Source organism: Streptomyces sp., assembly GCF_035645055.1.
GTDB lineage: Bacteria > Actinomycetota > Actinomycetes > Streptomycetales > Streptomycetaceae > Streptomyces.
Genome location: NZ_DASQNH010000021.1, coordinates 46372 through 73345, shown reverse-complemented (window position 1 = coordinate 73345; position 26974 = coordinate 46372). Strand labels below are relative to the sequence as shown.

Sequence of the window (26974 nt, the reverse complement as noted above, 5' to 3'; positions counted from 1 at the left end):
CACTGATGAGCCGTACCCGAACGAGAACAGCACTGCTCGCCGCACTGACGCTCGTGGGCGGTGCGACCGGGACCGCCATGGCGGCGATCCCCGGCGACGCCGGCGCCGCCGCCATCCCCTGCACCGTCGACTACAAGGTGCAGAACCAGTGGAGCACCGGCTTCACCGCCTCCGTCACCATCACCAACAACGGTGCCGCCAAGTCCGCCTGGTCGGTGAAGTGGTCGTACGCCGGCAACCAGAAGGTCACCAGCGCCTGGAACGCCAAGGTCACCCAGAGCGGGGCCGCCGTCACCGCCGCCAACGAGAGTTACAACGGCGGTCTGGCCACCGGCGGCTCGGTCAACTTCGGCTTCCAGGGCAGCTACAGCGGCACCAACGCGATCCCGGCGACCTTCACCCTCGACGGCGTCACCTGCAACGTCGACGGCGGCGGCGGCCCCGGCGGCCCCACCGACCCGCCGCCGAACCCGTCCGGCAAGGCCGACAACCCGTACGCGGGCGCCAAGGGGTACGTGAACCCGGAGTGGTCCGCGAAGGCCGCCGCCGAGCCGGGCGGCAGCCGGATCGCCAACCAGCCCACCGGCGTGTGGCTGGACCGGACCGCCGCCATCAACGGCGTGAACGGCGGCATGGGCCTGCGCGCCCATCTCGACGAGGCGCTGCGGCAGAAGGGCACCGGCGAGCTGTACATCCAGCTGGTCATCTACAACCTGCCCGGCCGTGACTGCTCCGCCCTCGCCTCCAACGGCGAACTCGGCCCGACGGAGATCGACAAGTACAAGACGCAGTACATCGACCCGATCGCCGCGATCCTCGCCGACCCGAAGTACAAGGACCTGCGGATCGTCACCACGATCGAGATCGACTCGCTGCCCAACCTGGTCACCAACGTCACACCCCGGCCCACCGCCACGCCCAACTGCGACGTGATGAAGGCCAACGGCAACTACCAGAAGGGCGTCGGCTACGCCCTGAACAAGCTCGGCGACATCCCCAACGTCTACAACTACATCGACGCCGGCCACCACGGCTGGCTCGGCTGGGACGACAACTTCGGCGCCTCCGCCGACATGTTCAAGATCGCCGCCACCACCGAGGGCGCGACCGTCGCCGACGTGCACGGCTTCATCGTCAACACCGCCAACTACAGCGCCTTGAAGGAGGACCACTTCAAGATCACGGACACGGTGAACGGGACCTCCGTGCGCCAGTCCAAGTGGGTCGACTGGAACCGCTACACCGACGAGCTGTCCTACGCCCAGGCGATGCGCGACAAGCTCGTCTCGATCGGTTTCGACTCGAAGATCGGCATGCTGATCGACACCTCCCGCAACGGCTGGGGCGGCACGGCACGGCCCACCGGACCGGGCGCCCTGACCAACGTCGACACCTACGTCGACGGCGGCCGTTACGACCGCCGCATCCACCTCGGCAACTGGTGTAACCAGGCCGGGGCGGGACTCGGTGAGCGGCCGCGGGCCAACCCCGAGCCGGGCATCGACGCCTACGTCTGGATGAAGCCGCCGGGGGAGTCCGACGGAGCCAGCAAGGAGATCCCGAACGACGAGGGCAAGGGCTTCGACCGGATGTGCGACCCGACGTACACCGGCAACCCGCGGAACAACAACAGCATGTCCGGCGCCCTGCCCAACGCGCCGCTCTCCGGGCACTGGTTCTCCGCGCAGTTCCAGCAGCTGATGCAGAACGCCTACCCGCCGCTGTCCTGACGGCGGACGGTCACGCGGGGTCCGGCGACCGCGTGACCGAGGCTCCCACCGGTGATCCGCCGGGGCCGGCCCTCAGGGCCGCGCCCCGGCGGACCGCCGGGTTTTTTGCCGTCCCGGCAAGGCGACTTGCTCCTCCGCGGCGTGCCGTCACACCCTGGCGGCACCCGGAGGAGAGGCTGAGCCCATGGCGCACGATCACGGACACAAGCACGATCACGAGCACCACCCCCACCACGGCCACAGCGACCTCGACTGGGCCGCGATCGCCCCACTGCTGGAATCACAGGCCGAGCTGTTCGCCCCGCTCCACGAGCGCGCCCTGGCCTGGCTGGCCCAGCAGCAGACCGACCCGGGGCTGGTGGTGGACGCGGGCAGCGGGCCGGGCGTCGTCTCCTGTCTGCTCGCCGAGACCTTCCCCGGCGCCCGGGTGGTCGCCGTGGACGGCGCCGCGCCCCTGCTGGAGCGGGCCCGCGCCCGCGCCGAACGCCTCGGCGTCGCCGACCGGTTCGGCACGCTCGCCGGCGAACTTCCCGGTGTCCTCGGCGACCTCGACTACCCGGCCGACCTGCTGTGGGCCGGCCGCAGCCTGCACCACCTCGGCGACCAGCGGGCCGCTCTCGCCGCCTTCGCCGACCGGCTCGCCCCCGGTGGCACCCTCGCCGTCCTGGAAGGCGGACTGCCCGCCCGGTTCCTTCCCCGCGACCTCGGCTTCGGCCGCCCCGGACTCCAGGCCCGGCTGGACGCGCTGTACGAGGAGTGGTTCGCCGGGATGCGGGCGGGCCTGCCCGGCAGTGTCGCGGAGACGGAGGACTGGCCGGCCCTGCTCGCCGCCGCGGGCCTCGGCCACTCGCACACCCGCAGCTTCCTGCTGGACCTGCCCGCCCCGGCCCCCGACCGGGCCCGCGCCTACGTCGCCGCCACCCTGTCCCGCCTCCGTGACTCCCTCGCAGACCACCTCGACGCCGACGACCGCGCCACCCTCGACCGGCTGCTCGACCCCGACGACACGGCGAGCGTGCACCGGCGGCCGGACCTGTTCGTCCTGGCGGCCCACACGGTGTACACGGCGACCAAGTCCCTGTGAGGCCTCCTCCGCGCCGGGACCGCGCGACCGGCCCTTGACTTCGAGCGCGCGCCAAGTGGTGGACTCCCCGTCGTTCCCGGAATCACCGGAGCACGGAATCACAGGGGGTACGTCATGACCGGCTCACCGGTAGCGCTCATCACGGGCGGGGGCAGCGGCATCGGCGCCGCCGTCGCGCGGCAACTGCTCGACGCGGGCTGGCGGGTCGCCGTCACCGGCCGGGGCGAGGCACGGCTGCGCGGCTTCGCGGAGGAACTGGGGGACCCGCGGGGGCTGCTGACGCTGGCCGGCGACGCGTCGTCGTACGACGACATACAGTCGGCGGTCGACACCGTGCTGACGGCATACGGCCGACTGGACACCGTCGTCGCCAACGCGGGCATCGCCACCCACGACTCGGTCGCCGACGGCGACCCGGCAGGCTGGCGGGAGATGGTGCTGACCAACGTCCTCGGCCCCGCACTCCTCATCCGCGCCTCTGTCGACGCGCTGAAGGAGACCCGCGGCCGGGTTGTCCTGGTCGGCAGCGTCGCCGGCTTCGTGCACACGCCCGGCAACGTCTACGGGGCCACCAAGTGGGCGCTGACGGGGCTCGCTGAGAACACCCGCCGCCAGGTCACCGAGTGGGGCATCGGCGTCACCCTGATCGCCCCCGGCCGGGTCGAGACACCCTTCTGGGACTCCTACGGCAGCCTGCCGCCCGGGCATCTGCTGACCGCCGACCAGCTCGCCGACTCCGTCGTCTGGGCCATCCGGCAGCCCGCCGGGGTCGACGTCAACACCGTCGTCGTCCGGCCGATCGGACAACCCAACTGAACGAGCGCGCCCCGGGATCCGAACGATCCCGGGGCGCGCTCGCCGTGACTGTGCCGCGGCGGGTCAGACCATGTCGAATTCGGCGGGGTCCGGGCCGATCCGCCGGTCCTCGTTCAGCGCGCTGATCGCCGCCAGGTCCTCGGTGTCCAGGCTGAAGTCGAAGACGTCGATGTTCTCCTGGATCCGGGACGGGGTCACCGACTTGGGGATGACCACGTTGCCCAGCTGGATGTGCCAGCGCAGCACGACCTGGGCCGGGGTGCGGCCGTGCTTCCGCGCGATCGCGACGATCGCCGGCACTTCCAGCAGGCCCTTGCCCTGGCCGAGCGGCGACCAGGCCTCGGTGGCGATGCCCCGCTCCGCGTGGTACTCCCGCGCGGTGTGCTGCTGGAGGTGGGGGTGCAGCTCGATCTGGTTGACCGCCGGGACGACCGAGGTCTCCCCGATCAGCCGCTCCAGGTGCTCCGGCAGGAAGTTGGAGACGCCGATGGCCTTGATCCGGCCGTCGGCGTGGAGCTTCTCGAACGCCCGGTAGGTGTCGACATACGTGTCCCGGGAGGGCAGCGGCCAGTGGATGAGGTACAGGTCCACGTAGTCCAGGCCGAGCTTGGACAGCGAGAGGTCGAAGGCGCGCAGCGTGGAGTCGTACCCCTGGTCGCTGTTCCAGAGCTTGGTGGTGACGAAGAGTTCCTCGCGGGGGATGCCGGAGGCGGCGATGGCCTTGCCGGTGCCCTCTTCGTTGCCGTAGATCGCCGCTGTGTCGATGCTGCGGTACCCGGCCTCCAGCGCGGTGGAGACCGCCTGCGCCGCCTCGTCGTCCGGCACCTGCCAGACGCCGAAGCCCAGCTGGGGCATCTCGACGCCGTTGTTGAGGATGATCGGGGGGACCTTGCTGCTCACGAGCTCTTGATCCTTCGGTTGTCGTCAGGTGGTACTCATATCGTCAACGATCACGGGCCGCGATGCATTCCTGACCGGAGAATCCGTGTGCGCGCTCCAGGGCGGCTCAGGCCCGGTACAGCGCCTCCACCTCGTTCGCGTACGCCTTCTCGATGGCCCTGCGCTTCAGCTTCAGCGACGGGGTGAGCAGGCCGTGCTCCTCGGTGAACGGCTGGGCGAGGATGCGGAAGGTGCGGATCGACTCGGCCTGCGACACCAGGGTGTTCGCGGTGACCACCGCCCGCCGGATCTCCATCTCCAGATCCGGATCGCGCACCAGATGGGCCGCGGTCATCAGGGGTTTGTTGCGCATCTTCAGCCAGTGCTCCACTGCCTCCTGGTCGAGGGTGATCAGCGCGGCGACGTACGGGCGGTCGTTGCCGACGACGATGCACTGCGCGACCAGCGGATGGTCCCGGACACGTTCCTCCAACGGGCCGGGTGAAACACTTTTGCCGCCGGACGTGACCAGGATCTCCTTCTTGCGCCCGGTGATGGTGAGATAGCCGTCCTCGTCGAGGGCGCCGAGGTCGCCGGTGGCCAGCCAGCCGTCGTGCAGGGTCTCGTCGGTGGCCTTGGCGTTGTTGAGATAGCCCTGGAAGACGTTTCCGCCGCGCAGCCAGATCTCGCCGTCGTCGGCGATGTGCACGGTGACGCCGGGGATGGGCTGTCCGACCGTGCCGTAGCGGGTGCGCTCGGGCGGGTTGGCGGTGGCGGCGGCCGTGGACTCGGTCAGGCCGTAGCCCTCGTAGACGTGCACGCCCGCGCCCGCGAAGAACAGGCCGAGCCGGCGGTCCATCGCCGAGCCGCCCGACATGGCGTGCCGCACCCGGCCGCCCATCGCCTCGCGCACCTTGGCGTAGACGAACGTGTCGAAGAACTGGTGCTGCATCCGCAGCGCCGCCGATGGCCCCGGCCCGATGCCCCAGGCCTTCTCCTCCATCGCCTCCGCGTACCGCACGGCGACGTCGACCGCCTTCTCGAACGCCCCCGAGCGCCCCTCGCGCTCCGCCTTGCGGCGGGCGGCGCTGAGGACCTTCTCGAAGATGTACGGCACCGCCAGGAAGAAGGTCGGCCGGAAGGCGGCCAGGTCGGGCAGCAGGGCCGCGGCGTTGAGCTGCGGCTGGTGGCCGAAGCGGACCCGGCCGCGGATGGCCGCCACCTGCACCATTCGGCCGAACACGTGCGCGAGCGGCAGGAAGAGCAGGGTGGCCGCCTCGTCGCCCTTGCGGGAGTGGAACACCGGTTCCCAGCGCTCGGTGACCGTGTCCGCCTCGAACATGAAGTTGCCGTGCGAGAGCACACAGCCCTTGGGGCGGCCCGTGGTGCCCGAGGTGTAGATCACCGTCGCGACCGTCTCGGGGGTGACCGCGTTGCGGTGCCGGTGCACCACCTCGTCGTCGAGGTGCGCCCCCGCGTCGTACAGCTCGCCCACCGCGCCCGCGTCGATCTGCCACAGCTGTTTCAGCCGGGGCAGCCGGTCGATGACGGTGGCGATCGTCATCGCGTGGTCCTCGTGCTCCACGACCGCGGCCGTGACCTCCGCGTCGTGGAGCATCCAGAAGCACTGGTCGGCGGAGGAGGTCGGGTAGACCGGCACCACCTGGGCGCCGATCGACCACAGGGCGAAGTCGAACAGGGTCCACTCGTAGCGGGTGCGCGACATGATCGCGACCCGGTCGCCGAACCGCACGCCCCGCGCGAGCAGTCCCTTGGCCAGCGCGAGCACCTCGTCACGGAACTCGGCGGCGGTCACGTCCCGCCACTGCCCGGTCTCGTCCTTGCGGCCGAGCGCGATGTGTCCGGGGTCGTCCTCGGCGTTGCGGTAGACGGCGTCGGCGAGGCCGCCCACGGGGGGCGCCAGCACCGACGGAGGGTTGGTGAACTCGCGCAAACCCGCTCCCCCGCTCTCCGTGACGGCTCCCGGTGACGCCTGGCGTCCCGCACAGGCCGTGAAAGCTACCCCACGCAGAGTCGGGACGGGAGGGGCGCGAAAGGCGAGCGGTGCTCACGTATGCGCTGGTCAGCAGGGGAAAAAGGGCGCACATGGGGAAGGGTCGGACAGATTCCTGACGGTGGAGTAAGTTTCGGTGCCGTAATCTCCACGGAATCTGTACGACCCGCGGACCGGGCCGCCGGTGCGCGCACCGTCACTCCTGTCAGCGTGAGGGGGACGGATTTCGTCACTGCGGTTCCGGTTGCGGCTCGGCGGGTGCGGCGGACCGGCCGGGCGGCGGCTCAGCGGCGGTGCAGCCGGTCACCGCCCGCCAGGATCGCCGCCGCCAGGGCGTCCGCCGCCTCCTGCGCCGGGGTACGGCGGTGACCGTGCACCAGGACGAAGTCGACCCGGCCGAGTTCCGGCAGGCCGAACCGGTCGGGGACCCGCACCAGGCCCGGCGGGATCAGGCCCCGCGAGTGGGCCATCACCCCGAGCCCGGCCCGGGCCGCCGCGATCAGGCCGTTGAGGCTGCCGCTGGTGCACACGATCCGCCAGGCCCGCCCCTGCCGCTCCAGCGCCTCCAGCGCCAGCGCGCGGGTGATGCCCGGCGGCGGATACACGATCAGCGGCACCGGTCGCTCCGGGTCCAGGCGGAGCCGGTCGGCGCCGATCCACACCAGCCGGTCGTGCCAGACCAGCTCCCCGCGCGGGTCCTCCGGCCGCCGCTTGGCCAGCACCAGGTCCAGCTTCCCGGCCGCCAGCCGCTCGTGCAGGGTCCCCGACAGCTCCACCGTCAGCTCCAGATCGACCTCGGGATGGTCGTGCCGGAAGCCCTCCAGGATCTCCGGCAGACGGGTCAGCACGAAGTCCTCCGAGGCCCCGAACCGCAGCCGGCCGCGCAGCCGGGTCCCGGTGAAGAACGCCGTCGCCTGCTCGTGCACCTCCAGGATCCGCCGGGCGAAGCCGAGCATCGCCTCGCCGTCCTCGGTCAGCTCCACCGAGTGCGTGTCCCGGGAGAACAGCGTCCGCCCGGCCGCGTCCTCCAGGCGCCGCACATGCTGGCTGACCGTCGACTGGCGCAGGCCGAGCCGCCGCGCGGCCTGCGTGAAACTCAGCGTCTGCGCCACCGCCAGGAACGTGCGCAGGTGGGACGGGTCGTACATGCGTCGACCATAGCCACGGTCATCGGGATCCGTGATGACAGTCAGAGTGGTATGCCGGATTCCCGATCGGCGGGCGGGGGAGCAGGATGAAGGGGGACCCCTGGTCCCCGGGCGCATCTGTCGTGCGCCTGTCGTGCATCTGTCCGTGAACCGTGTGGAGCACCGTGAAACGCCTGCGACGGCCCAGCCGGCTGCCGATCGACCCGTACCTCCTGCTGCTGCTCGGGACGGTGGGCCTCGCCGCGCTCCTCCCGGCCCGCGGCACGGCCGCCGACGTCGTCTCCGGCGCCTCCACCGCCGCCATCGCCTTCCTCTTCTTCCTCTACGGCGCCCGGCTCTCCACCCGCGAGGCGCTCGACGGACTGAAGCACTGGCGGCTCCACCTCACCATCCTGGCCTGCACCTTCGTCGTCTTCCCGCTGCTCGGCCTGGCCGCCCGCGGCCTGGTGCCGGTACTGCTCACCCACTCCCTGTGGCAGGGACTGCTCTTCCTCACCCTCGTCCCGTCGACGATCCAGTCCTCCATCGCCTTCACCTCCCTCGCCCGTGGCAACGTGCCCGCCGCGATCTGCGCAGGCTCCTTCTCCTCCCTGTCGGGCATCGTCATCACCCCGCTGCTCGCCGCCTCCCTGCTCGGCGGCGGCGCCGGCGGCTTCTCCGCCGACTCGCTGCTGAAGATCGTGCTCCAGCTGCTCGTGCCGTTCCTCGCGGGACAGGTGCTGCGGCGCTGGATCGGCGGGTTCGTCACCCGGCACAAGAAGGTCCTCGGCCACGTCGACCGCGGCTCGATCCTCCTCGTCGTCTACACCGCGTTCAGCGAGGGCATGGTCCAGGGCATCTGGCACCAGGTCAGCCCCGCCCGGCTCGCCGTGCTGCTCGCCGTGGAGGCCGTGCTGCTCGCCGTGATGCTCGCGCTGACCTGGTACGGCGCCAAGGCGCTCGGTTTCGGCCGCGCGGACCGGATCACCATCCAGTTCGCGGGGTCGAAGAAGTCCCTCGCCTCCGGCCTGCCCATGGCGAGCGTCCTCTTCGGCGCCCAGGCGTCGCTGGCGGTGCTGCCGCTGATGCTCTTCCACCAGATGCAGCTGATGGTGTGCGCGGTGATCGCCGGACGCCGCTCGCACGACCCGGTGGACGGGCACGGCCCCGGGGACGGATCCGGGCAGCTCAGTGGCCCGGGCGCAGCCGAAGAGTCACGAACCGGGGCCGATACAGGCCCGCGTTCCCGCTGAGCTGCGCGGAGGCGTCCGTCGTCCGCAGCCAGTTGACGTCGTAACTGAGGACCAGCCGCCCGTCCCCGCTCAGTTCCGGGTGCGCCTGCGGGTTGTACGCGGCGACCTCGCCCGGCGGCAGCGGCGCGGTGAGGGCACGGCCCGGACCGTGCCACGGCCCGGTGGGGGAGCACGCCCAGTACGACGCCACCGTGGTCAGCCCCGCCGTGCCCGCCGCCATGGTGAACAGCACATAGGTGCCGCCCCGCCGCACCACCGAGAACGCGCTGCCCACCCCGGTGCGCCGCTCGTCCCCGAGCACCGCGCCGGGCCGCGCGCCGGCCGCCCACCCGGAGCCCGTCCAGTACTCCCAGGCCGCCGGGTCGGCGAGGGATCCCTCCGGCACCCGGGCGACGAAGGCCGAGGAGACCGGGCGGGAGGCCGCCTGCCCGTCGTTCCCACCGAAGACGTAGCTCCAGCCGTCCTCCTCGACCAGCGTCGTCCCGAACAGCACCCGCCGCGAGGGATCGGCGACCTGTCGCTGGTCGAGGACCTGGACGATGCTCTCGACCCGCAGGTCCGGCAGGGTGAGCGTGGCGACCTCGGTGGCCAGCGGCACCCCGTAGATCCATGGCGGTCCGCCCGCCGCACGGGTCCACAGCACGACCCGCACCACCTGCTCGTCGGCGCCGGGCGAGCGCGGCTCGACCCGGGCGGCGACCGGCCAGCGCCACTGCTGGGGCGCCGGATCGGGGAAGAGCGGGGCGGGCAGGGTGGCGGTCAGCCGGCCGCCCTCGGTCATCAGCACCGCGGAGTTGCGGACCAGCGGGGCGGAGGTGTCGCGCCAGGGGTGCGACTCGCCGGCCGGATTGGGCGGGGCGTGGACCGGGCCGAGGTAGGTGTCGGAGAACAGCCAGAGGAGCCGGCCGTCGGGGAGGCGCAGGGAGTGGGTGCCGTCACCGCCGGTCCAGTCGTCGGTGCGGGCGGGGTCGTTGCCGTAGCGGGTGAACTCGGCGGTGAGGGGGCCGGCGGGGGACCAGGAGGCGACGGTGTGCGGTGGGCACGCGCCGGCGGGCTGTCGGCGGGCGTCTGCGTCCAGCGGACCGTCGCCCGCACCGCTCAGCAGCACGGCAGTCAGCGCCAGCGCCAGCAGCAGCGCGACCGGTATCCACCGTGCCGCTCGCGTCCCTCGCGCCACTCCCGCCACTCGCCTCGTCGGTGTCTGCTGTCGTACGTCGGGTCCCTCGCGTACGTCCTCGGGCACGCTCCGGGACGTTAGCGGTTGCGGCCGACCCGGTCCATGGGCAGCCACAGCAGGTGATCAGCCCGCGCAGCCGGTCGTGCGCGGGCTCGGCCCAGAGCCGGATCTGCGGCTGCGTGTCGCCGACGCCGCCCAGGGAGAGCAGTGGCTGCCCGCCGGTCCCCGCGCTGTACCGGAACCACGACGAGGCGGTGAAGTCTCCGGCGCCCAGGGCGAGTCGGGGGCGAGGGGGCAGGCGCACCGCGTCGTCGGAGCCGTCGAAGGACAGGGCGCTGCCCGAGGCGCCGTCCGTGACGGGCGCGGCGCCGCCGAGGACGGCCGCCCGCCCGGCGTACGGGCCGAGGTCGGGGGTGGTCGGGTCCCGCGAGCCGCGCACGGTCACCGAGTCGGGCACCCGACGGTCCTGACGTCCCGTCAGGTGCGCAGGACGACCTTCCCGAGGTTGCGCCGCGCCTCGATCTCCTCGTGCGCCCGCCCCGCCTCCGCCAGCGCGAACTCCCCGTGCACGGCGGGCCGCAGCGTGCCCTCGTCGAAGAGCCGCCACAGCTCCCGGCGCCACCGCTCGTACGTCTCCGGCTCCTCCCGGGCGATCCGGGCCATCTGGAACCCGGTCACCGACTTGGCGCCCACCAGCAGGTCGTACGCCCGGACGGTGCCGCCTCCCGAGCCGTACGCCACCAGCCGGCCGCCCGGGGCCAGCGCGGTGACGGCCGGGCCGAGCAGGTCGCCGCCGACCCCGTCGAGGACGTAGTCGACGGGCTCACCCCAGTCGCCGTCGCCGTACACCACCACCTCGTCGGCGCCGAGGGAGCGGACGAAGTCCGCCTTGCCCGGGTCGGAGACGGCGCCCACCACCCGGGCGGCGCCGAGCAGCCGCGCGAGCCGCACGGCCAGCTGGCCCACCCCGCTCGCCGCGGCCGTCACCAGCGCGGACTCTCCCGCCGCCGGGCGTGCCGCCGTCAGCGCGCCGTACGCGACGAGCCCGCTGCGCACCAGTGCGACGGCGTCGACGGCGGAGGCCGTCGGGGGGACCGGGGAGGCCATCACCTCCTGGAGCGGCGCGTAGTCGGCGTAGCCGTGGCCGAAGCACAGCCCGGTCACCCGCTCGCCGGCACGGAAGCGGGTGACGCCCTCGCCGACGGCCACCACCTCCCCGGCGATCTCGCCGCCCAGCGGCACGGGCTCCGCGGCCTCGGTGACCTTGCGCACCACGGGCAGGGTGACGCCGATCGCCGCGCAGCGCACCAGGAGTTCCCCGGGGGCCGGTTCCGGGACGGGGGCCTCCTCCAGGAACAGGGGGCCGCCGGCGGAGTCATAGCGGACGCGACGCATCGCACCTCCAGAAGTCGTTGGGAGTCCCAACGGTAAGGGAAGGTCATGGGAAGTGCCCACGATTTTCGGTGGGATCCCCCATGACTGCCGCTAGGCTGCGGCCATGGAAGAGGCTCCGCTCCCCGCGATCCGCTCGCTGCCGAGCTGGCTGCTCGGCCGGGCCGCCGCCCGTGGCCGGGCGCTGGTCGCCGAGGCGCTGGCCGACGAGGGCCTGCGGATGTGGCACCACGTGGTGCTCTCCGCCGTCCGCGACCTCGCCCCCGTCGCCCAGGCCGACCTCGGCCGCGGTGTCGGGCTCGACCCCAAGGACGTCGTTGGCATCCTCAACGACCTCCAGTCCGCCGGTCTCGTCCTCCGCGAGCCGGACCCCCGCGACCGGCGCAAGAACGCCGTGCGCCTCACGGACGAGGGCGCGCGGCTGCTGGTGCGCTGCGAGAAGGCGGCCCGTGCGGCCAACGACGCGCTCCTGGAGCCACTGTCGACCGCGGAACGCGAGCGGTTCCTGGAGATGCTGAGGCGGATCTCCGGGACGGGCGGGTGAGCCGGAAGCCGAGTCGGGGCGGGGCGGACCGAGGCGGAGGCCGCTGCGGCGCGGGGGGCGCGGGCGCTCCCCGCCGGTCGGGCCCGCCGGCGCGTCGCGGCGAGCCGGTCAGCCCCGGGCGGCCGCGGCCCGCAGGGCGAGCCGGTGTTCGCCCGCGTACACGTTCATGGAGCTGCCCCGCAGGAAGCCCACCAGCGTCAGTCCGGTCTCCGCGGCCAGGTCGACGGCGAGGGAGGACGGCGCGGAGACCGCGGCCAGCACCGGGATGCCCGCCATCACGGCCTTCTGCGCCAGCTCGAAGGAGGCCCGGCCCGAGACCAGCAGGATCGACCGGGACAGCGGCAGGCCGTCGTTCCGCAGGGCGCGGCCGACCAGCTTGTCGACCGCGTTGTGCCGGCCCACGTCCTCCCGTACGTCCAGCAGCTCGCCGTCCTCGTCGAACAGGGCCGCGGCGTGCAGGCCGCCGGTGCGGTCGAAGACGCGCTGGGCCGCGCGCAGCCGGTCGGGGAGGCGCGTCAGCAGATCGGGGTCGATGCGGAGCGGTGGTTCGTCGGCGATCGGCCAGTGGGCGGTGGTGCGGACCGCGTCGAGGCTGGCCTTGCCGCACAGGCCGCAGGACGAGGTCGTGTAGACGTTGCGCTCCAGCGTGATGTCGGGGATCGCCACGCCGGGGGCCGTCTTCACGTCGACGACGTTGTAGGTGTTCGTGCCGTCGACGGTCGCCCCCGCGCAGTAGACGATGTTCCGCACATCGAGTGCGGTCGCCAGTACGCCCTCGCTCACCAGGAATCCGGCGGCCAGCGCGAAGTCGTCACCCGGCGTCCGCATGGTGATCGCCAGCGGCTTGCCGTTCAGCCGGATCTCCAGGGGCTCCTCGGCGACGAGCGTGTCCGGGCGGGACGAGACCGCCCCGTCGCGGATGCGGATCACCTTGCGTCGTTCCGTGACTCGTCCCATGTCCCGATCAGTCCCGTCAGTCCCGGTTCCGTACGTGCTGGTGGCCGAAGCGCCCCGTGATGCGCGGGTTGCCGTGGGTCACCGGGTTGTCGTGCGGCGAGGTGACCTTCACGATCTCATTGTCCTGCACGGGCAGGTGAGGGTGCGGCCCGCTCCGCAGTACGCGCGGGCGGTGGTGCGGCGTGGGTGGGAGCGCCGCTCGCCCACGGGCTGTACGAACTCGTACAAAAGGTCACGCAGCTGTTCACCGGGTGACCGCTCGGGCGTCCGACGGTCTAACAGAAGCCGACAATCCGGGCGTCTGTTTCCTGTGGCATCACCTGCCGTGCTACCCGCGAGTCACTGATCAGACTGGTGAACCCCGCAACCCGAGGCACGAGGGGGAACACCATCCATGAACGGCTCGCGCATCGCCGCCATCGGCCACTACCAGCCCGCCAGGGTCCTCACCAACGAGGATCTGGCGAGCCTGGTCGACACCAGCGACGAGTGGATCCGGACCCGGGTCGGCATCCGGACCCGGCACATCGCCGGACCCGACGAGCCCGTGGACGAGCTGGCCGCGCACGCCGCCGCCAAGGCACTCGCGGCGGCCGGCCTCGCCCCCGCCGACATCGACCTGGTGCTCGTCGCCACCTCGACGGCCGTCGACCGCTCCCCGAACACGGCCGCCCGGGTCGCCGCCCGGCTGGGCGTTCCCCGGCCCGCCGCGATGGACGTCAACGTGGTGTGCGCCGGCTTCACCCACGCCTTGGCGACCGCCGACCACACCGTGCGCGCCGGGGCGGCGACCCGGGCCCTGGTCATCGGCGCGGACAAGATGTCCGACGTCACCGACTGGACCGACCGCACCACCTGCGTGCTCGTCGGCGACGGGGCGGGGGCCGCCGTCGTGGAGGCCTGCGCACCCGGTGCGGAGCCCGGCATCGGGCCCGTGCTGTGGGGATCGGTGCCCGAGATGGGGCACGCCGTGCGGATCGAGGGCTCGCCCGCGCGCTTCGCGCAGGAGGGACAGAGTGTCTACCGCTGGGCCACGACCCAGCTGCCCCCGCTCGCCCGCGCGGCCTGCGAGCGCGCCGGGCTCGCCCCCGAGGACCTGGCCGCGGTGGTCCTGCACCAGGCCAACCTGCGCATCATCGAACCACTCGCCGAACGGCTGGGCGCCGTCAACGCCGTGGTCGCACGCGATGTCACCGAGTCGGGCAACACGTCGGCCGCCAGTATCCCGCTCGCGTTCTCCAAGCTGGTGGAACAGGGCGCGGTGGCGAGCGGGGATCCGGTGCTGCTGTTCGGCTTCGGCGGCAACCTGTCGTACGCCGGTCAGGTCGTCCGGTGCCCGTGACGCCGCCCGCGTGCCACCGCACTCCGGGGACGGAGCGACCGGGGGCGTGACAGGGCCGACTCCCCGATCCGCCGGCGATTGTGCACCGCAGGCTGCGGGCGAGACCTGGTCGCCGCGATCGTGGAGCGCGACGAGGAGGAGGCCACCCGGCTGATGCGGGAGACCCGGAGCCCCCCGCATGTCGTACCACGAGCCCGCCCGCCGGCAGCCCCGGCCTCGGCTCAGCCGCGCGCCCCGCTCAGAACTCGCCCGCGTGCGCCCGCGCCCACTGCTCGAAGGTGCGCGGCGCCCGCCCGGTGACCTCCCGCACCGTCGGCAGCACCACGGACTCGTCCAGGGTGCCGTCGACGAAGAAGCTGAAGAACGCGTCCACGTACGGCTTCGGCATCTGCGCCTCCAGTTCGGCGCGCGCCTCCGCGTGGCCGAGTGGGACCGGGAGCAGGTCCCGGCCCAGCGCCTTCCCGAGGATGCGCACCCGGTCGGCCGGCAGCAGCGCCTCCGGGCCGGTGAGTTCGAGGGCATGGCCCGTGTACGCGTCGGAGAGCAGGGCGCACTGGGCGCACCGGGCGATGTCGTGGGGATCGATGTCGGTGGTGTACGCGTCCGGGAACGGCACCCGGACGGTGTCGCCCGCGCGGATCTGGTCCGCCAGCCGCAGCGCGTTCGACATGAAGCTCGTCGGCCGCAGGAACGTCCAGGCCAGACCCGAGGCGCGCACCGCCTCCTCGGCGTCGATCAGATAGGCGGAGACGGCGTTGCCCGTGTCTCCGGTCCCGGCCGAACGGGCGGACAGCAGCACCACCCGCTCGACGCCCGCGGCCCGTGCGTCCGCGAGGATCGCCCGCTGTCCTTCGTATCCGGGCATCAGGAACATGGCGCGTACGCCGTCGAGGGCGCCGCGCACCGTCTCCGGCCGGTTCAGATCGCCCGCCGCGGCCTGGACTCCGGCCGGTAAACCGTCCCTCCCCCCGGAGCGGCTCAGCGCCCGCACCGGCTCGCCGGCCTCCGCCAGCGCCCGGACCAGCTCGGAGCCGACGTTCCCCGTGGCACCCGTCACCAAGATCACGATGTGTCCTCTCCCGGTGCCCGGGCCGTGAGTCGGCCCGGGATCGTGCCCCCATCCTCGGGGGCTCCTCCTGACGACACCAGCGGGTCGCCGGATCGCACGCGTATGTCTCGCAGTCGGAGCCACGGAGGGTGCCGCTCCGCGCTTTGTCCTGTGAGTGGAAAAAGTGAGGAGCAATTCCTGCGCGACTTCTTCCCACCTTCGGCAGCCACTGCTACGTTCCCCTCGAAAGCCCGACAGCGATGGCCGGAACGAGGCGGGGAGGGGCACGTGAGACGCATGACCGCGCGACCCGCCAACGCCCACCAGGCCAGACTGCTGAAGCTGTTGCGCGACGGCGGGCCCAACTCCCGGGCCCAGCTGGGCGACCAGGTCGACCTCTCGCGGTCCAAACTGGCCGTGGAGGTGGACCGGCTGCTGGAGACGGGTCTGGTGGTGGCCGACGGACTCGCCGCCTCGCGCGGCGGCCGGCGCTCCCACAACATCCGGCTCGCCCCCGAACTGCGGTTCCTCGGCGTCGACATCGGCGCCACCTCCATCGACGTCGCCGTCACCAACGCCGAACTGGAGATCCTGGGACACATCACCCAGCCCATGGAGGTACGCGAGGGGCCCGTCGCGGTCTTCGAGCAAGTCCTCACCATGGCCGCCAAGCTGAAGGCCTCGGGGCTCGCCGAGGGATTCGACGGCGCGGGCATCGGCGTCCCCGGCCCGGTGCGTTTCCCCGAGGGCATCCCCGTGGCGCCCCCGATCATGCCGGGCTGGGACGGCTTCCCCGTCCGGGAGGCGCTCAGCCAGGAACTCGGCTGCCCGGTCATGGTCGACAACGACGTGAACCTGATGGCCATGGGCGAGCAGCACGCGGGCGTCGCCCGCTCCGTCGGCGACTTCCTCTGCGTCAAGATCGGCACCGGTATCGGCTGCGGGATCGTCGTCGGCGGGGGAGTGCACCGCGGTACGACGGGCAGCGCCGGCGACATCGGCCACATCCAGGCCGTGCCCGACGGCCGCCCGTGCGCCTGCGGCAACCGGGGCTGTTTGGAGGCCCACTTCAGCGGCGCCGCCCTCGCCCGGGACGCGCTGGAGGCGGCCCAGCAGGGGCGGTCCGCCGAACTCGCCGCCCGTCTGGAGGCGAACGGCGCGCTCACCGCCGCCGACGTCGCCGCCGCTGCCGCCGCGGGCGACGCCGTCAGCCTCGACCTGATCCGCGAGGGCGGCACCCGCACCGGCCAGGTCATCGCCGGCCTGGTCAGCTTCTTCAACCCCGGCCTGGTGGTGATCGGCGGCGGGGTGACCGGCCTCGGCCACACCCTGCTCGCCGCGATCCGCACCCAGGTCTACCGCCAGTCGCTGCCGCTCGCGACCGGCAACCTGCCCATCGTGCTGGGTGAGCTGGGCCCCACCGCCGGTGTCATCGGCGCGGCCCGCCTCATCAGCGACCACCTGTTCTCACCCGCTTGAGCGCCACCGCACGGCACGTCAGTACGGCACACCCGCACGGCACCACTCCTACGTAGCTCTGTACGCGACTCGGTACGCCCCCACGCACCTGCGTGACCAACACCGCACCCCAGCACCGTCGCACCCTGCTCCGCCCTGCCGGAAAACGCCTGCCGCGCCGGCGGAACCGCCCTGTCACCGGCCCGCACGACCGCCGAGGGGAACCCACATGGCACCAGAACCACCGCTGCTCAGCATGTCCGGGATCACCAAGTCGTTCCCCGGAGTCCGCGCCCTGGACGGCGTCGACCTCGACGTCCTGGCCGGTGAAGTGCACTGCCTGCTCGGCCAGAACGGCGCCGGCAAGTCCACCCTCATCAAGGTCCTGGCGGGCGCCCACCAGCCCGACGGCGGCACCATCCGCTGGCGCGGCGAGCCGGTCACCCTGCGCTCCCCGATCGCCGCCATGCGCCTCGGCATCGCCACCATCTACCAGGAACTCGACCTGGTGGAGCACCTGTCCGTCGCGGAGAACGTCCACCTCGGCCACGAGCCCACGGCCGCCGGATTCGTCGTACGGCGCGGGGCGGCGCGCGCCTCGACGGCCCAGCTCCTGAAGCGGCTCGGGCACCCGGAGATCGAACCGGCCCGCCTGGTGGGGGAGTTGTCCGCGGCGCAGCAGCAGATCGTGTCCATGGCGCGGGCGCTCTCCCACGACGTACGGCTGATCGTGATGGACGAGCCGTCGGCCGCGCTGGACCCGGACGAGGTCGACAACCTGTTCCGGATCGTCGGCGATCTGACCGCCGACGGCGTGGCGGTCGTCTACATCTCGCACCGGCTGGAGGAGATCCGCCGGATCGGCGACCGGGTGACCGTGCTGAAGGACGGGCGGGCGGTGGCGGGCGGGTTGCCCGCGAAGTCGACTCCCACACGGGACGTGGTGGCGCTGATGACCGGGCGGAACGTGGAGTACGTCTTCCCCGAGCGGCCGGCCGCGCCCGCGGCGCCGGTGCGGCCCGTGCTGGAGGTGCGGGGACTCGCGCGGGAGGGGGAGTTCGCGCCGCTGGACCTGACGGTGCACGCGGGGGAGATCGTGGGGCTGGCGGGGCTGGTCGGGTCGGGGAGATCCGAAATACTGGAGACCGTATACGGTGCGCGGAAGCCGTCGTCCGGTCAGGTATCCGTGGACGGTCGGCCGTTGAAGGCCGGAAGTGTACGGGCGGCCGTGCGCGCCGGCCTCGGCCTCGCCCCGGAGGAGCGCAAGGCGCAGGCGCTGCTGATGCTGGAGTCCGTCACCCGCAACGTCTCCGTCTCGTCCCTGTCCCGCTTCTCCCGGGCCGGCTGGATCGACCGCGGCGCCGAACTGGGCGCGGCCCGGGCGGCGACCCGCGAGTTGTCGCTCCGGCCCGACAACCCCGCCGTACCGGTCCGCACCCTCTCCGGCGGCAACCAGCAGAAGGCCGTCCTGGCGCGCTGGCTGCTGCGCGGCTGCAAGGTGCTGCTGCTCGACGAACCCACCCGCGGCGTCGACGTCGGCGCCCGCGCCGAACTGTACGCGGTCGTCCGCCGACTGGCGGACGAAGGTCTCGCCGTCCTCCTCGTCTCCAGTGAGGTCCCCGAGGTGCTGGGCCTCGCCGACCGTGTCCTGGTGCTGCGCGAGGGCCGGGTCGTCCACACCGCGCCCGCCGCCGAACTCGACGAACACCGCGTACTCGACCTCGTGATGGAAGGAAGCCCGGCGTCATGACGCAGCCCGTCTCCCCGCCGCGCGGCGCCACCGACAAGGCGCCGCCGGCCGCCCCCCGCCCCGCCTGGCACACCCTGGTGTTCCGCGCCGATGTGCGCACCCTGTCCCTGCTGGGCGTGCTGGCCGCCCTGGTCGTCATCGGCGGCATCACCAAGCCGGACGAGTTCCTGGACACCCGTAACCTCCAGCTCGTGCTCACCCAGGCCTCGGTGATCGGGGTGGTCACCGTCGGCATGACCTTCGTGATCACCTCCGGCGGCATCGATCTGTCGGTCGGCGCGATCGTCGCCCTGGCATCGGTGTGGGCGACCACGGTCGCCACCCAGGAGTACGGGTTCGGCGGGATCCTGTTCACCGCCGTCCTCGTCGGCGTCGGCTGCGGCCTGGTCAACGGACTGCTGATCGCCTACGGCGGCATGGTCCCGTTCATCGCCACGCTCGCCATGCTGGCCTCCGCGCGCGGTCTCGCGTTGCAGATCACCGACGGCAGGACGCAGATCGTCACGGTCGACGGGGTCCTGGATCTCGGCGAACGCGACGCGTATGTCCTCGGGATCCCGCCGCTCGTCCTCGTCTTCGCCGCCGTCACCATCATCGGCTGGCTGGTGCTGAACCGCACCACCTTCGGCCGCCGCACGGTAGCCGTCGGCGGCAACGCGGAGGCCGCCCGGCTCGCCGGCATCGACGTCCGCCGCCAGCGCCTCTACCTCTACCTGCTGTCCGGCCTGTGCTGCGGCATCGCCGCCTTCCTGCTGATCATCCTCTCCGGCTCCGGCCAGAACACCAACGGCAACCTCTACGAACTCGACGCCATCGCCGCCGCGATCATCGGCGGAACCCTGCTCAGCGGCGGACGCGGCACCATCACCGGCTCCGTGCTCGGCGTCCTGATCTTCACCACGATCACCAACATCTTCGCCCTGAACAACCTGCAGAGCGACGTCCAGCAGATCGCCAAGGGCGCGATCATCGTCGCCGCCGTGCTGGTCCAGCGCCGTACCGCAAGCACGACCTGAGGAAAGGGTTCACCACCATGTCGCACCTCCCCAGTCGCAGAGGACTGCTCTTCGGGACCGCCGCCGTCTCCGCCGGTGCCCTCCTCACGGGTTGCACGAGTAACGAGAAGAGCGACGACGACCAGCCGGCGGCCGACGACCAGCCCGCCGCCGACGACAAGCCCGGCAAGCAGGTCACCATCGGCTTCGCCGGCCCGCAGGCCGACCACGGCTGGCTCAACGCGATCAACGAGAACGCCAAGAGCCGAGCCGAGAGGTACCAGGACGTCACCCTGGAGATCACCGAGGGCTCCAACGACACGGCCGCGCAGATCGGGCAGATCGAGACCCTGATCAACAAGAAGGTCGACGTGCTCGTGGTGCTGCCCGCCGACGGCAAGGCACTCACCCAGGTCGGCCTGAAGGCCATGCGCGCCGGAATTCCCGTCGTCAACCTCGACCGGATCTTCAACACCCCGCAGGCGTACCGCTGCTGGATCGGCGGCGACAACTACGGCATGGGCCTGAACGCCGGCCACTACATCGGCGAGAAGCTCAGGGACAAGCCGAACGCCCGGGTCGTCGAACTCGCCGGCCTCGACAACCTGGAGCTGACCAAGCAGCGCACCCAGGGCTTCGACGACGCCCTGAAGAACTACCCCAACATCAGGAAGGTGGCCCGTCAGGCCGCCGAGTTCACCGTCGAGTCCGGGCAGGCCAAGATGGCCCAGCTGCTGCAAGCACAGCCGGAGTTCGACGCCCTGTGGAACCACGACGACGACCAGGGCGTGGGCGCGCTGCGCGCCATCGAGCAGGCCGGGCGCGACGACTTCCTGATGGTCGGCGGGGCCGGCGCGCTCTCCGCCTTCCAGGCCATCAAGCAGGACGACGGCGTGCTGAAGGCCACCGTTCTCTACCCGCCCACCATGGCCGCGTCCGCGATCGACCTCGCCCGCGCGCTCGGCCAGGGCAAGGGCGTCGGCGGTCTCGCCGAGTTCGAGATCCCGGCGTCCCTCACTCTCTACTCCGCCGTGGTCGACAGGACCAACGTTGACCAGTACATGCCCACCGGTTTCGAGTGAGCCGTCCGCACCCCCCACCGCGCACGGCCCGGGCCGCCCCGGCGGCCCACCAGACGAGGAGGACATCTGTGGAAGAGCCGGAGCAGTCAGCAGCGCCGGAGCGGCTCGCGGCACGGGAGCCCGCCACCGCGACACCGGGGCCCGGCACCGGCAAGCCCCCGCTGCGCATCGGCATGGTCGGTTACGCCTTCATGGGTGCCGCCCACTCCCAGGGCTGGCGCACCGCGGGCCGGGTCTTCGACCTGCCCCGGCGCCCGGTCCTGGCCGCGATCTGCGGACGGGACGCGGACGCGGTGCGCGCGGCGGCCGACCGGCACGGCTGGGCCGCCGCCGAGACCGACTGGCGGGCGCTGATCGCCCGGGACGACGTCGACCTCGTCGACATCTGCACCCCCGGTGACAGCCACGCCGAGATCGCGCTGGCCGCGCTCGCCGCCGGCAAGCACGTCCTGTGCGAGAAGCCCCTCGCGAACACCGTCGAGGAGGCCGAGGCGATGGCCGTGGCCGCCGAGTCGGCGTACGAGCGCGGCCGGCTGGCGATGGTCGGCTTCAACTACCGCCGGGTGCCCGCCACCGTGCTGGCCCGCCGGATGGTCGCCGAGGGCCGCCTCGGCACCCTGCGGCACGTGCGGGTGTCGTACCTCCAGGACTGGCTCGTGGACCCGGCGTTCCCGCTGACCTGGCGGCTGCGCAAGGAGCTGGCCGGCTCCGGTTCGCTCGGCGACCTGGGCGCGCACATCGTCGACCTCGCCCAGTACCTGGCGGGGGAGCCGCTGGCCGGGGTCTCCGCGCTGACCGAGACGTTCGTCCGGGAGCGCCCGTTGCCCGGCGGGCCTGCCTCGGGCCTGGCCGCCGTCTCGTCGGACGGCACCGGAACCGTCACCGTCGACGACGCCGCCCTGTTCACCGGCCGCTTCGCCTCCGGCGCCCTCGCCTCCTTCGAGGCCACCCGGTACGCCACCGGCCGCAAGAACGCCCTGCGCCTGGAACTCAACGGCGAACACGGCTCGCTCGCCTTCGACCTGGAGCGGCTGAACGAACTCTGGTACCACGACGCCACCGAGCCCGGCGAGCACGCCGGCTTCCGCCGCATCCTCGTCACCGAACCCGACCACCCCTACCTGGACGCCTGGTGGCCGCCGGGCCACGGTCTCGGCTACGAGCACACCTTCGTCCACCAGGCCCGCGACCTGGTCCACGCGGTCGCCGAGGGCCGCCGCCCCGAGCCGTCCTTCGCCGACGGGCTCCAGGTGCAGCGCGTGCTCGCCGCGGTGGAGGAGAGCGCCGAGAAGAACTCCGTCTACACGCCGATCGCCGCCTGAGGAGGAGACAGCCGTATGCCGCGCAGGTTCACGCTCTTCACCGGTCAGTGGGCCGACCTCCCACTGGAGGAGGTCTGCCGCCTCGCCCGCGACTTCGGTTACGACGGCCTCGAACTCGCCTGCTGGGGCGACCACTTCGAGGTCGACAAGGCGCTCGCCGACCCGTCGTACGTCGCCTCCCGGCACCAGCTGCTCGACAAGTACGGCCTGAAGTGCTGGGCCGTCTCCAACCACCTGGTCGGCCAGGCGGTCTGCGACGCCATCATCGACGAACGCCACCGGGCGATCCTGCCGCGCGAGGTGTGGGGCGACGGCGATCCGGAGGGAGTGCGGCAGCGGGCGGCGGCCCGGATGCAGGACACCGCCCGCGCCGCCGCCGCCCTCGGCGTCGACACCGTCATCGGGTTCACCGGCTCGGCGATCTGGCATCTGGTCGCGATGTTCCCGCCCGCGCCCGACTCGATGATCCGGCGCGGCTACGAGGACTTCGCCGAGCGCTGGAACCCGATCCTCGACGTGTTCGACGCGCAGGGCGTGCGGTTCGCGCACGAGGTCCACCCCAGCGAGATCGCATACGACTACTGGACGACCGTACACACGCTGGACGCGGTCGACCGCCGGCCGGCCTTCGGCCTCAACTTCGACCCCTCCCACTTCGTCTGGCAGGACCTCGACCCGGTCGGCTTCCTCTGGGACTTCCGCGACCGGATCTACCACGTGGACTGCAAGGAGGCCCGCAAACGCCTCGACGGACGCAACGGCCGCCTCGGTTCCCACCTGCCCTGGGGCGACCCCCGGCGCGGCTGGGACTTCGTCTCCGCCGGGCACGGCGACGTCCCCTGGGAGGACGTCTTCCGGATGCTGCGCTCCATCGACTATCAAGGCCCGGTGTCGGTGGAGTGGGAGGACGCCGGCATGGACCGCCTCCAGGGCGCCCCGGAGGCACTGACCCGCCTCAGGGCGTACGACTTCGAACCGCCCAGCGCGTCCTTCGACGCCGCGTTCAACAGCTGACCCCCACACCCGACGGCAGGTCGGAGGGGGCCCGGAACAACCACCGGCCCCCCTCCGACCTGCCCGGATCCTGCTTTGTCCCGCGATGGGAGAAAGTTCAATCGACCCTGACGCAAGGGGTGTTCGCTCCGGACGGACGCGGATACCGTCCTTGAAGTGTTCAGGACACGCACGCCTCCGGGGTGACGGCGCACCCCGGCGCCCGCACCGCACGCCTTCGCACCCATCCCGTACGGCCCACCCCGTTCCCGGAGGGACTTCGTGCACGGAACCAGACTCAGAAGCACCCGCACTCCCCGGCGGCCCAGGCTTCGCACCACCCTCGCCCTGTTCACCGGCCTGCTCCTCGCCGTGGGCACCCCGGCCACCGTCGCCGGCGCCCACCCCGGCCACCCGGAGCACGACGAACCGGCGGCCGCCGAAGGGCAGTTCCAGCAGGTCCCGCTCGCCAAGGGCGAACCCGAGATGGGCGAGCCGATGTCGCTCGCCGTGCTCCCGGACCGCAGCGTCCTGCACACCTCGCGCGACGGCACGCTGCGCCTGACCGACCAGGGCGGTGTCACCAAGATCGCCGGCAGGATCCCCGTCTACACCCACGACGAGGAAGGCCTCCAGGGCGTAGGCATCGACCCGGACTTCAAGAACAACCGGGCGATCTACCTCTACTACGCCCCGCCGCTCGACACCCCCGCGGGCGACGCCCCGGAGACCGGAACCGCCGAAGACTTCAAGAAGTTCGACGGCGTCAATCGCCTCTCCCGCTTCGTCCTGAACCCCAACGGCACGCTGGACATGTCCAGCGAGAAGAAGGTCCTGGACGTCGCGGCCTCCCGGGGCACCTGCTGCCACGTCGGCGGCGACATCGACTTCGACGCGGACGGCAACCTCTACCTGTCGACCGGCGACGACACCAACCCCTTCGCCTCCGACGGCTACACGCCGATCGACGACCGGCCGAACCGCAACCCTGCCTTCGACGCCCGCCGCAGCTCCGCCAACACCAACGACCTGCGCGGCAAGATCCTGCGCATCAAGGTCGCCGAGGACGGCTCGTACACCGTCCCGGAGGGGAACCTCTTCGCCCCGGGCACGGAGAAGACGCGTCCCGAGATCTACGCGATGGGCTTCCGCAACCCGTTCCGGATGAGCGTCGACGACAAGACCGGCATCGTGTACGTCGGCGACTACGGCCCCGACGCGGGCGCCGCCGACCCCAACCGGGGCCCGGCGGGACAGGTCGAGTTCGCCAAGGTGACCAAGCCGGCCAACTTCGGCTGGCCGTTCTGCACCGGCGACAACGACGCCTACGTCGACTACGACTTCGCCACCAAGCAGTCCGGCGAGAAGTTCGACTGCGCCGCCCCGAGGAACACCTCCCCGCACAACACGGGTCTGGTCGACCTGCCACCCGCGCAGGCCGCCTGGATCCCGTACGACGGCGGCTCCGTGCCCGAGTTCGGCAGCGGCTCCGAGTCCCCGATGGCCGGCCCGGTCTACCGCTACGACCCCGCGCTCGACTCCAGCGTGAAGTTCCCCGAGGCGTACGACGGCGATTTCTTCGCCGGTGAGTTCGGCCGCCGCTGGATCAAGCGGATCGAACAGAATGCGGACGGCTCCGTCGCGAAGATCAACGACTTCCCGTGGACCGGCACCCAGATCATGGACATGGAGTTCGGTCCCGACGGCGCGCTCTACGTCCTCGACTACGGCGTCTCCTGGTTCCAGGGCGACCAGCACTCCGCGCTGTACCGGATCGAGAACGCCGAGGACGGCTTCTCGCCGATCGCCCAGGTGAGCGCGGACAAGACGTCCGGAGCGGCCGGCCTGAAGGTCACCTTCACCGGCTCCGCCCAGGACGCCGACTCCACGGATCTCACCTACAGCTGGGACTTCGGCGACGGCACCAAGGGCGAGGGCCTCAACCCCACCCACCGGTACAAGAAGGTCGGCACCTACAGCGCCACCTTCACCGCCGAGGACCCCGAGGGCAACACCGGCAACGCCAGCGTCCGGATCGTGGTCGGCAACACCGAGCCCAGGGTGCGGATCGACGTCCCGGGCAACGGAAGCCTGGCCGCCTTCGGCCGGCCCGTCCCGTTCAAGGTGACCGTCACCGACCCCGAGGAGACGGTCGACTGCTCCCGGGTCAAGGTCGTCTACAGCCTCGGCCACGACTCCCACGCCCACGAACTGACCAGCGAGACGGGCTGCGAGGGCACGCTGAGGCCGCCCGCCGGTGACGGCGGCCACGACCCCAACGCCAACATCTACGGCGTCGTCGGCGCCAGCTACACCGACAGCGGGGCGAACGGCCAGGAGCCCCTGACCGGCACCGCACGCACCGTGCTCCAGCCGCCGCACCGCCAGGGCGAGCACTTCACCACCCAGTCGGGCGTGTCGGTCATCGACAAGACCGGCGCCCACGGCGGCAGGACCGTCGGCGACATCGACGACGGCGACTGGATCTCCTTCACCCCCTACCGCTTCGACGGGGAGAAGAAGGTGACCGTGCGGGCCTCCTCCGGCGGCGCGGGCGGCTTCATCGAGGTGCGCACCGGCTCGCCCGAGGGGCCGCTGCACGGCTCGGCCTACATCCCGCCGACCGGCAGCTGGGAGACGTTCCAGAACGTCGACGTGCCGCTGCGGGCACTGCCGAAGAAGACCACGGACATCTACCTGGTCTTCAGGGGCGGCGAGGGCGCGCTGTTCGACGTCGACGACTTCGAATTCTCCAAGGAGCCGTTCCGGAGCGGCAAGAAGGTCCTGGTCTTCTCCAAGACCGCCGGCTTCCGGCACGACTCCATCCCGGCCGGTATCGCCGCCCTGAGGGAAATCGGCGCCCCGGCCGGCATCACGGTCGACGCGACCGAGGAGGCCAGGCAGTTCACCACCACCAACCTCGCCAAGTACGACGCCGTGGCCTTCCTGTCCACCACCGGTGACGTGCTCGACGCCGAGCAGCAGAAGGCGTTCGAGGACTACGTGGCGGGCGGCGGCGGCTACATGGGCATCCACGCCGCAGCCGACACCGAGTACGCCTGGGAGTTCTACGGCGGCCTCGTCGGTGCCCACTTCCACTCGCACCCGGCCATCCAGCAGGCCACCGTCCGCGTCGAGGACCACGACCACCCGTCCACCGCGCACCTGCACGACACCTGGGAGCGCACCGACGAGTGGTACAACTACCGCACCAACCCGCGCGAGCAGGCCAAGGTCCTCGCCACCCTCGACGAGACCACCTACCAGGGCGGCACCATGAAGGGCGACCACCCGATCGCCTGGTGCCAGAGCTACGGCGGCGGCCGGTCCTTCTACACCGGCGGCGGCCACACCAAGGAGTCCTACGCCGAGGAGGCCTTCCGGGCCCATCTGCTCGGCGGCCTCCAGTACGCCACCGGGCAGGTCAAGGCCGACTGCAAGCCGGGCAGGGACTACCGCAAGATCTTCAACGGCCAGACCCTGGACGGCTGGAAGCAGGCCGGCCCCGGCAGGTTCGCCGTCAAGGACGGCACCCTGGAGTCCGAGGGCGGCATGGGCCTGCTCTGGTACCAGGCCAAGGAGCTGAAGTCGTACTCGCTCAAGCTCGACTGGAAGATGCGGGGCGACGACAACTCCGGGATCTTCGTGGGCTTCCCCGCCTCCGACGACCCCTGGTCCGCGGTGAACAAGGGCTACGAGATCCAGATCGACGCCACGGATGCCCCCGACCGCACCACGGGCTCCGTCTACTCGTTCAAGTCGGCGAACATCAAGGCCCGTGACCAGGTCCTGCGGCCGCCCGGCCAGTGGAACTCCTACGAGATCAAGGTCCAGGGCGAACGCCTCCAGGTGTTCCTCAACGGAGTCAAGATCAACGACTTCACCAACAAGGACCCGCAGCGGAGCCTGACCGACGGTCACATCGGCCTCCAGAATCACGGCGCCGACGACCAGGTCTCCTTCCGCAACATCCAGTTGAAGGAACTGCCCGCCACGGGTGACTGAACGGCG

Annotated in this window: 20 protein-coding genes and 2 pseudogenes; 14 read left to right on the top strand and 8 right to left on the bottom strand. The window is 71.9% G+C overall.

The annotated features are described in order from the left end of the window. Positions 1-5: 5 nt before the first annotated feature. From VE614_RS06955 to VE614_RS06945, 3 genes are all read left to right on the top strand, one after another. Entirely contained in the window at positions 6-1730 is a 1725-nt protein-coding gene (locus VE614_RS06955; RefSeq protein WP_324933684.1) for a glycoside hydrolase family 6 protein, read from the top strand. Between the two features lie 184 nt (positions 1731-1914). Further along, entirely contained in the window at positions 1915-2814 is a 900-nt protein-coding gene (locus VE614_RS06950) for a class I SAM-dependent methyltransferase (protein WP_324933682.1), read from the top strand. Between the two features lie 114 nt (positions 2815-2928). Further along, positions 2929-3630 (top strand): SDR family oxidoreductase, encoded by a 702-nt coding sequence (locus VE614_RS06945; RefSeq protein WP_324933680.1) that lies wholly within the window; start codon positions 2929-2931, stop codon positions 3628-3630. 63 nt (positions 3631-3693) lie between these two features. Here the strand turns inward: VE614_RS06945 and VE614_RS06940 are convergent, their stop codons facing one another. The 3 genes from VE614_RS06940 to VE614_RS06930 form a co-directional block, all read right to left on the bottom strand. Further along, on the bottom strand, positions 3694-4530 hold the full coding sequence (locus tag VE614_RS06940) for an aldo/keto reductase (protein WP_324933678.1): 837 nt from the start codon (positions 4528-4530) through the stop codon (positions 3694-3696). Positions 4531-4636: 106 nt separating this feature from the next. Next, entirely contained in the window at positions 4637-6463 is a 1827-nt protein-coding gene (locus tag VE614_RS06935; protein WP_324933676.1) for an AMP-dependent synthetase/ligase, read from the bottom strand. Between the two features lie 344 nt (positions 6464-6807). Beyond that, a complete protein-coding gene (locus VE614_RS06930) occupies positions 6808-7671 on the bottom strand; it encodes a LysR substrate-binding domain-containing protein (protein ID WP_324933675.1) in 864 nt (287 codons plus the stop codon). A gap of 164 nt (positions 7672-7835) precedes the next feature. Here VE614_RS06930 and VE614_RS06925 point away from each other — a divergent pair, with 164 nt between their 5' ends. Next, positions 7836-8903 carry a bile acid:sodium symporter family protein gene (locus VE614_RS06925; protein ID WP_324933673.1) on the top strand — a complete coding sequence of 356 codons (1068 nt, stop codon included), beginning with the start codon at positions 7836-7838 and terminating at the stop codon, positions 8901-8903. Here the strand turns inward: VE614_RS06925 and VE614_RS06920 are convergent. Both VE614_RS06920 and VE614_RS06910 read right to left on the bottom strand, forming a co-directional pair. Next, positions 8839-10146: a DUF4185 domain-containing protein gene (locus VE614_RS06920; protein ID WP_414719537.1), complete on the bottom strand. Its 1308-nt coding sequence runs from the start codon at positions 10144-10146 to the stop codon at positions 8839-8841. The genes VE614_RS06925 and VE614_RS06920 overlap by 65 nt on opposite strands. A gap of 411 nt (positions 10147-10557) precedes the next feature. After that, positions 10558-11475 carry a quinone oxidoreductase family protein gene (locus VE614_RS06910; RefSeq protein WP_324933669.1) on the bottom strand — a complete coding sequence of 306 codons (918 nt, stop codon included), beginning with the start codon at positions 11473-11475 and terminating at the stop codon, positions 10558-10560. Between the two features lie 103 nt (positions 11476-11578). Here VE614_RS06910 and VE614_RS06905 point away from each other — a divergent pair, with 103 nt between their 5' ends. Continuing rightward, positions 11579-12016: a MarR family winged helix-turn-helix transcriptional regulator gene (locus VE614_RS06905; RefSeq protein WP_324933667.1), complete on the top strand. Its 438-nt coding sequence runs from the start codon at positions 11579-11581 to the stop codon at positions 12014-12016. A 108-nt stretch (positions 12017-12124) separates the two neighbouring features. On the opposite strand, the gene fdhD is transcribed toward VE614_RS06905, so the two are convergent. Further along, a complete protein-coding gene (gene fdhD / locus VE614_RS06900) occupies positions 12125-12973 on the bottom strand; it encodes a formate dehydrogenase accessory sulfurtransferase FdhD (RefSeq protein ID WP_324933665.1) in 849 nt (282 codons plus the stop codon). 16 nt (positions 12974-12989) lie between these two features. Further along, a pseudogene (locus VE614_RS06895) lies at positions 12990-13150 on the bottom strand (Fe-S-binding domain-containing protein); the annotation flags it as partial. 6 nt (positions 13151-13156) lie between these two features. Between VE614_RS06895 and VE614_RS33690 the strand changes: the two are divergent. Then, a pseudogene (locus VE614_RS33690) lies at positions 13157-13228 on the top strand (MFS transporter small subunit); the annotation flags it as partial. 139 nt (positions 13229-13367) lie between these two features. Continuing rightward, complete coding sequence (locus tag VE614_RS06890) at positions 13368-14315, top strand: beta-ketoacyl-ACP synthase III (RefSeq protein WP_324933662.1); 948 nt, start codon at positions 13368-13370, stop codon at positions 14313-14315. 238 nt (positions 14316-14553) lie between these two features. Here VE614_RS06890 and VE614_RS06885 read toward each other — a convergent pair whose 3' ends face one another. Continuing rightward, the gene (locus VE614_RS06885) at positions 14554-15381 is read right to left on the bottom strand and encodes an NAD(P)H-binding protein (protein WP_324933661.1); all 828 of its coding nucleotides are present in this window, start codon (positions 15379-15381) and stop codon (positions 14554-14556) included. A 279-nt stretch (positions 15382-15660) separates the two neighbouring features. Between VE614_RS06885 and VE614_RS06880 the strand changes: the two genes are divergently transcribed. The 7 genes from VE614_RS06880 (at position 15661) to VE614_RS06850 (ending at position 26968) form a co-directional block, all read left to right on the top strand. After that, positions 15661-16842, top strand: coding sequence for an ROK family transcriptional regulator (locus VE614_RS06880; RefSeq protein WP_324933928.1), 1182 nt, complete (start codon positions 15661-15663; stop codon positions 16840-16842). A gap of 208 nt (positions 16843-17050) precedes the next feature. After that, complete coding sequence (locus VE614_RS06875) at positions 17051-18571, top strand: sugar ABC transporter ATP-binding protein (RefSeq protein WP_324933659.1); 1521 nt, start codon at positions 17051-17053, stop codon at positions 18569-18571. Beyond that, on the top strand, positions 18568-19587 hold the full coding sequence (locus tag VE614_RS06870; protein WP_324933656.1) for an ABC transporter permease: 1020 nt from the start codon (positions 18568-18570) through the stop codon (positions 19585-19587). Before VE614_RS06875 ends, VE614_RS06870 begins: the two co-directional genes overlap by 4 nt. Before the next feature lie 17 nt (positions 19588-19604). After that, entirely contained in the window at positions 19605-20648 is a 1044-nt protein-coding gene (locus tag VE614_RS06865; protein ID WP_324933654.1) for a substrate-binding domain-containing protein, read from the top strand. A gap of 68 nt (positions 20649-20716) precedes the next feature. Then, entirely contained in the window at positions 20717-21970 is a 1254-nt protein-coding gene (locus tag VE614_RS06860; RefSeq protein ID WP_414719536.1) for a Gfo/Idh/MocA family protein, read from the top strand. A gap of 15 nt (positions 21971-21985) precedes the next feature. Further along, a complete protein-coding gene (locus VE614_RS06855) occupies positions 21986-22984 on the top strand; it encodes a sugar phosphate isomerase/epimerase family protein (protein ID WP_324933652.1) in 999 nt (332 codons plus the stop codon). 261 nt (positions 22985-23245) lie between these two features. Continuing rightward, entirely contained in the window at positions 23246-26968 is a 3723-nt protein-coding gene (locus VE614_RS06850; protein WP_324933650.1) for a ThuA domain-containing protein, read from the top strand. Positions 26969-26974 lie beyond the last annotated feature (6 nt).

Coding starts and splice junctions, on each gene's coding strand:
- VE614_RS06955 (WP_324933684.1), top strand. CDS start 6: ATGAGCCGTACCCGAACGAGAACAGCACTGCTCGCCGCACTGACGCTC.
- VE614_RS06950 (WP_324933682.1), top strand. CDS start 1,915: ATGGCGCACGATCACGGACACAAGCACGATCACGAGCACCACCCCCAC.
- VE614_RS06945 (WP_324933680.1), top strand. CDS start 2,929: ATGACCGGCTCACCGGTAGCGCTCATCACGGGCGGGGGCAGCGGCATC.
- VE614_RS06930 (WP_324933675.1), bottom strand. CDS start 7,671: ATGTACGACCCGTCCCACCTGCGCACGTTCCTGGCGGTGGCGCAGACG.
- VE614_RS06910 (WP_324933669.1), bottom strand. CDS start 11,475: ATGCGTCGCGTCCGCTATGACTCCGCCGGCGGCCCCCTGTTCCTGGAG.
- VE614_RS06905 (WP_324933667.1), top strand. CDS start 11,579: ATGGAAGAGGCTCCGCTCCCCGCGATCCGCTCGCTGCCGAGCTGGCTG.
- fdhD (WP_324933665.1), bottom strand. CDS start 12,973: ATGGGACGAGTCACGGAACGACGCAAGGTGATCCGCATCCGCGACGGG.
- VE614_RS06890 (WP_324933662.1), top strand. CDS start 13,368: ATGAACGGCTCGCGCATCGCCGCCATCGGCCACTACCAGCCCGCCAGG.
- VE614_RS06880 (WP_324933928.1), top strand. CDS start 15,661: ATGACCGCGCGACCCGCCAACGCCCACCAGGCCAGACTGCTGAAGCTG.
- VE614_RS06875 (WP_324933659.1), top strand. CDS start 17,051: ATGGCACCAGAACCACCGCTGCTCAGCATGTCCGGGATCACCAAGTCG.
- VE614_RS06870 (WP_324933656.1), top strand. CDS start 18,568: ATGACGCAGCCCGTCTCCCCGCCGCGCGGCGCCACCGACAAGGCGCCG.
- VE614_RS06865 (WP_324933654.1), top strand. CDS start 19,605: ATGTCGCACCTCCCCAGTCGCAGAGGACTGCTCTTCGGGACCGCCGCC.
- VE614_RS06855 (WP_324933652.1), top strand. CDS start 21,986: ATGCCGCGCAGGTTCACGCTCTTCACCGGTCAGTGGGCCGACCTCCCA.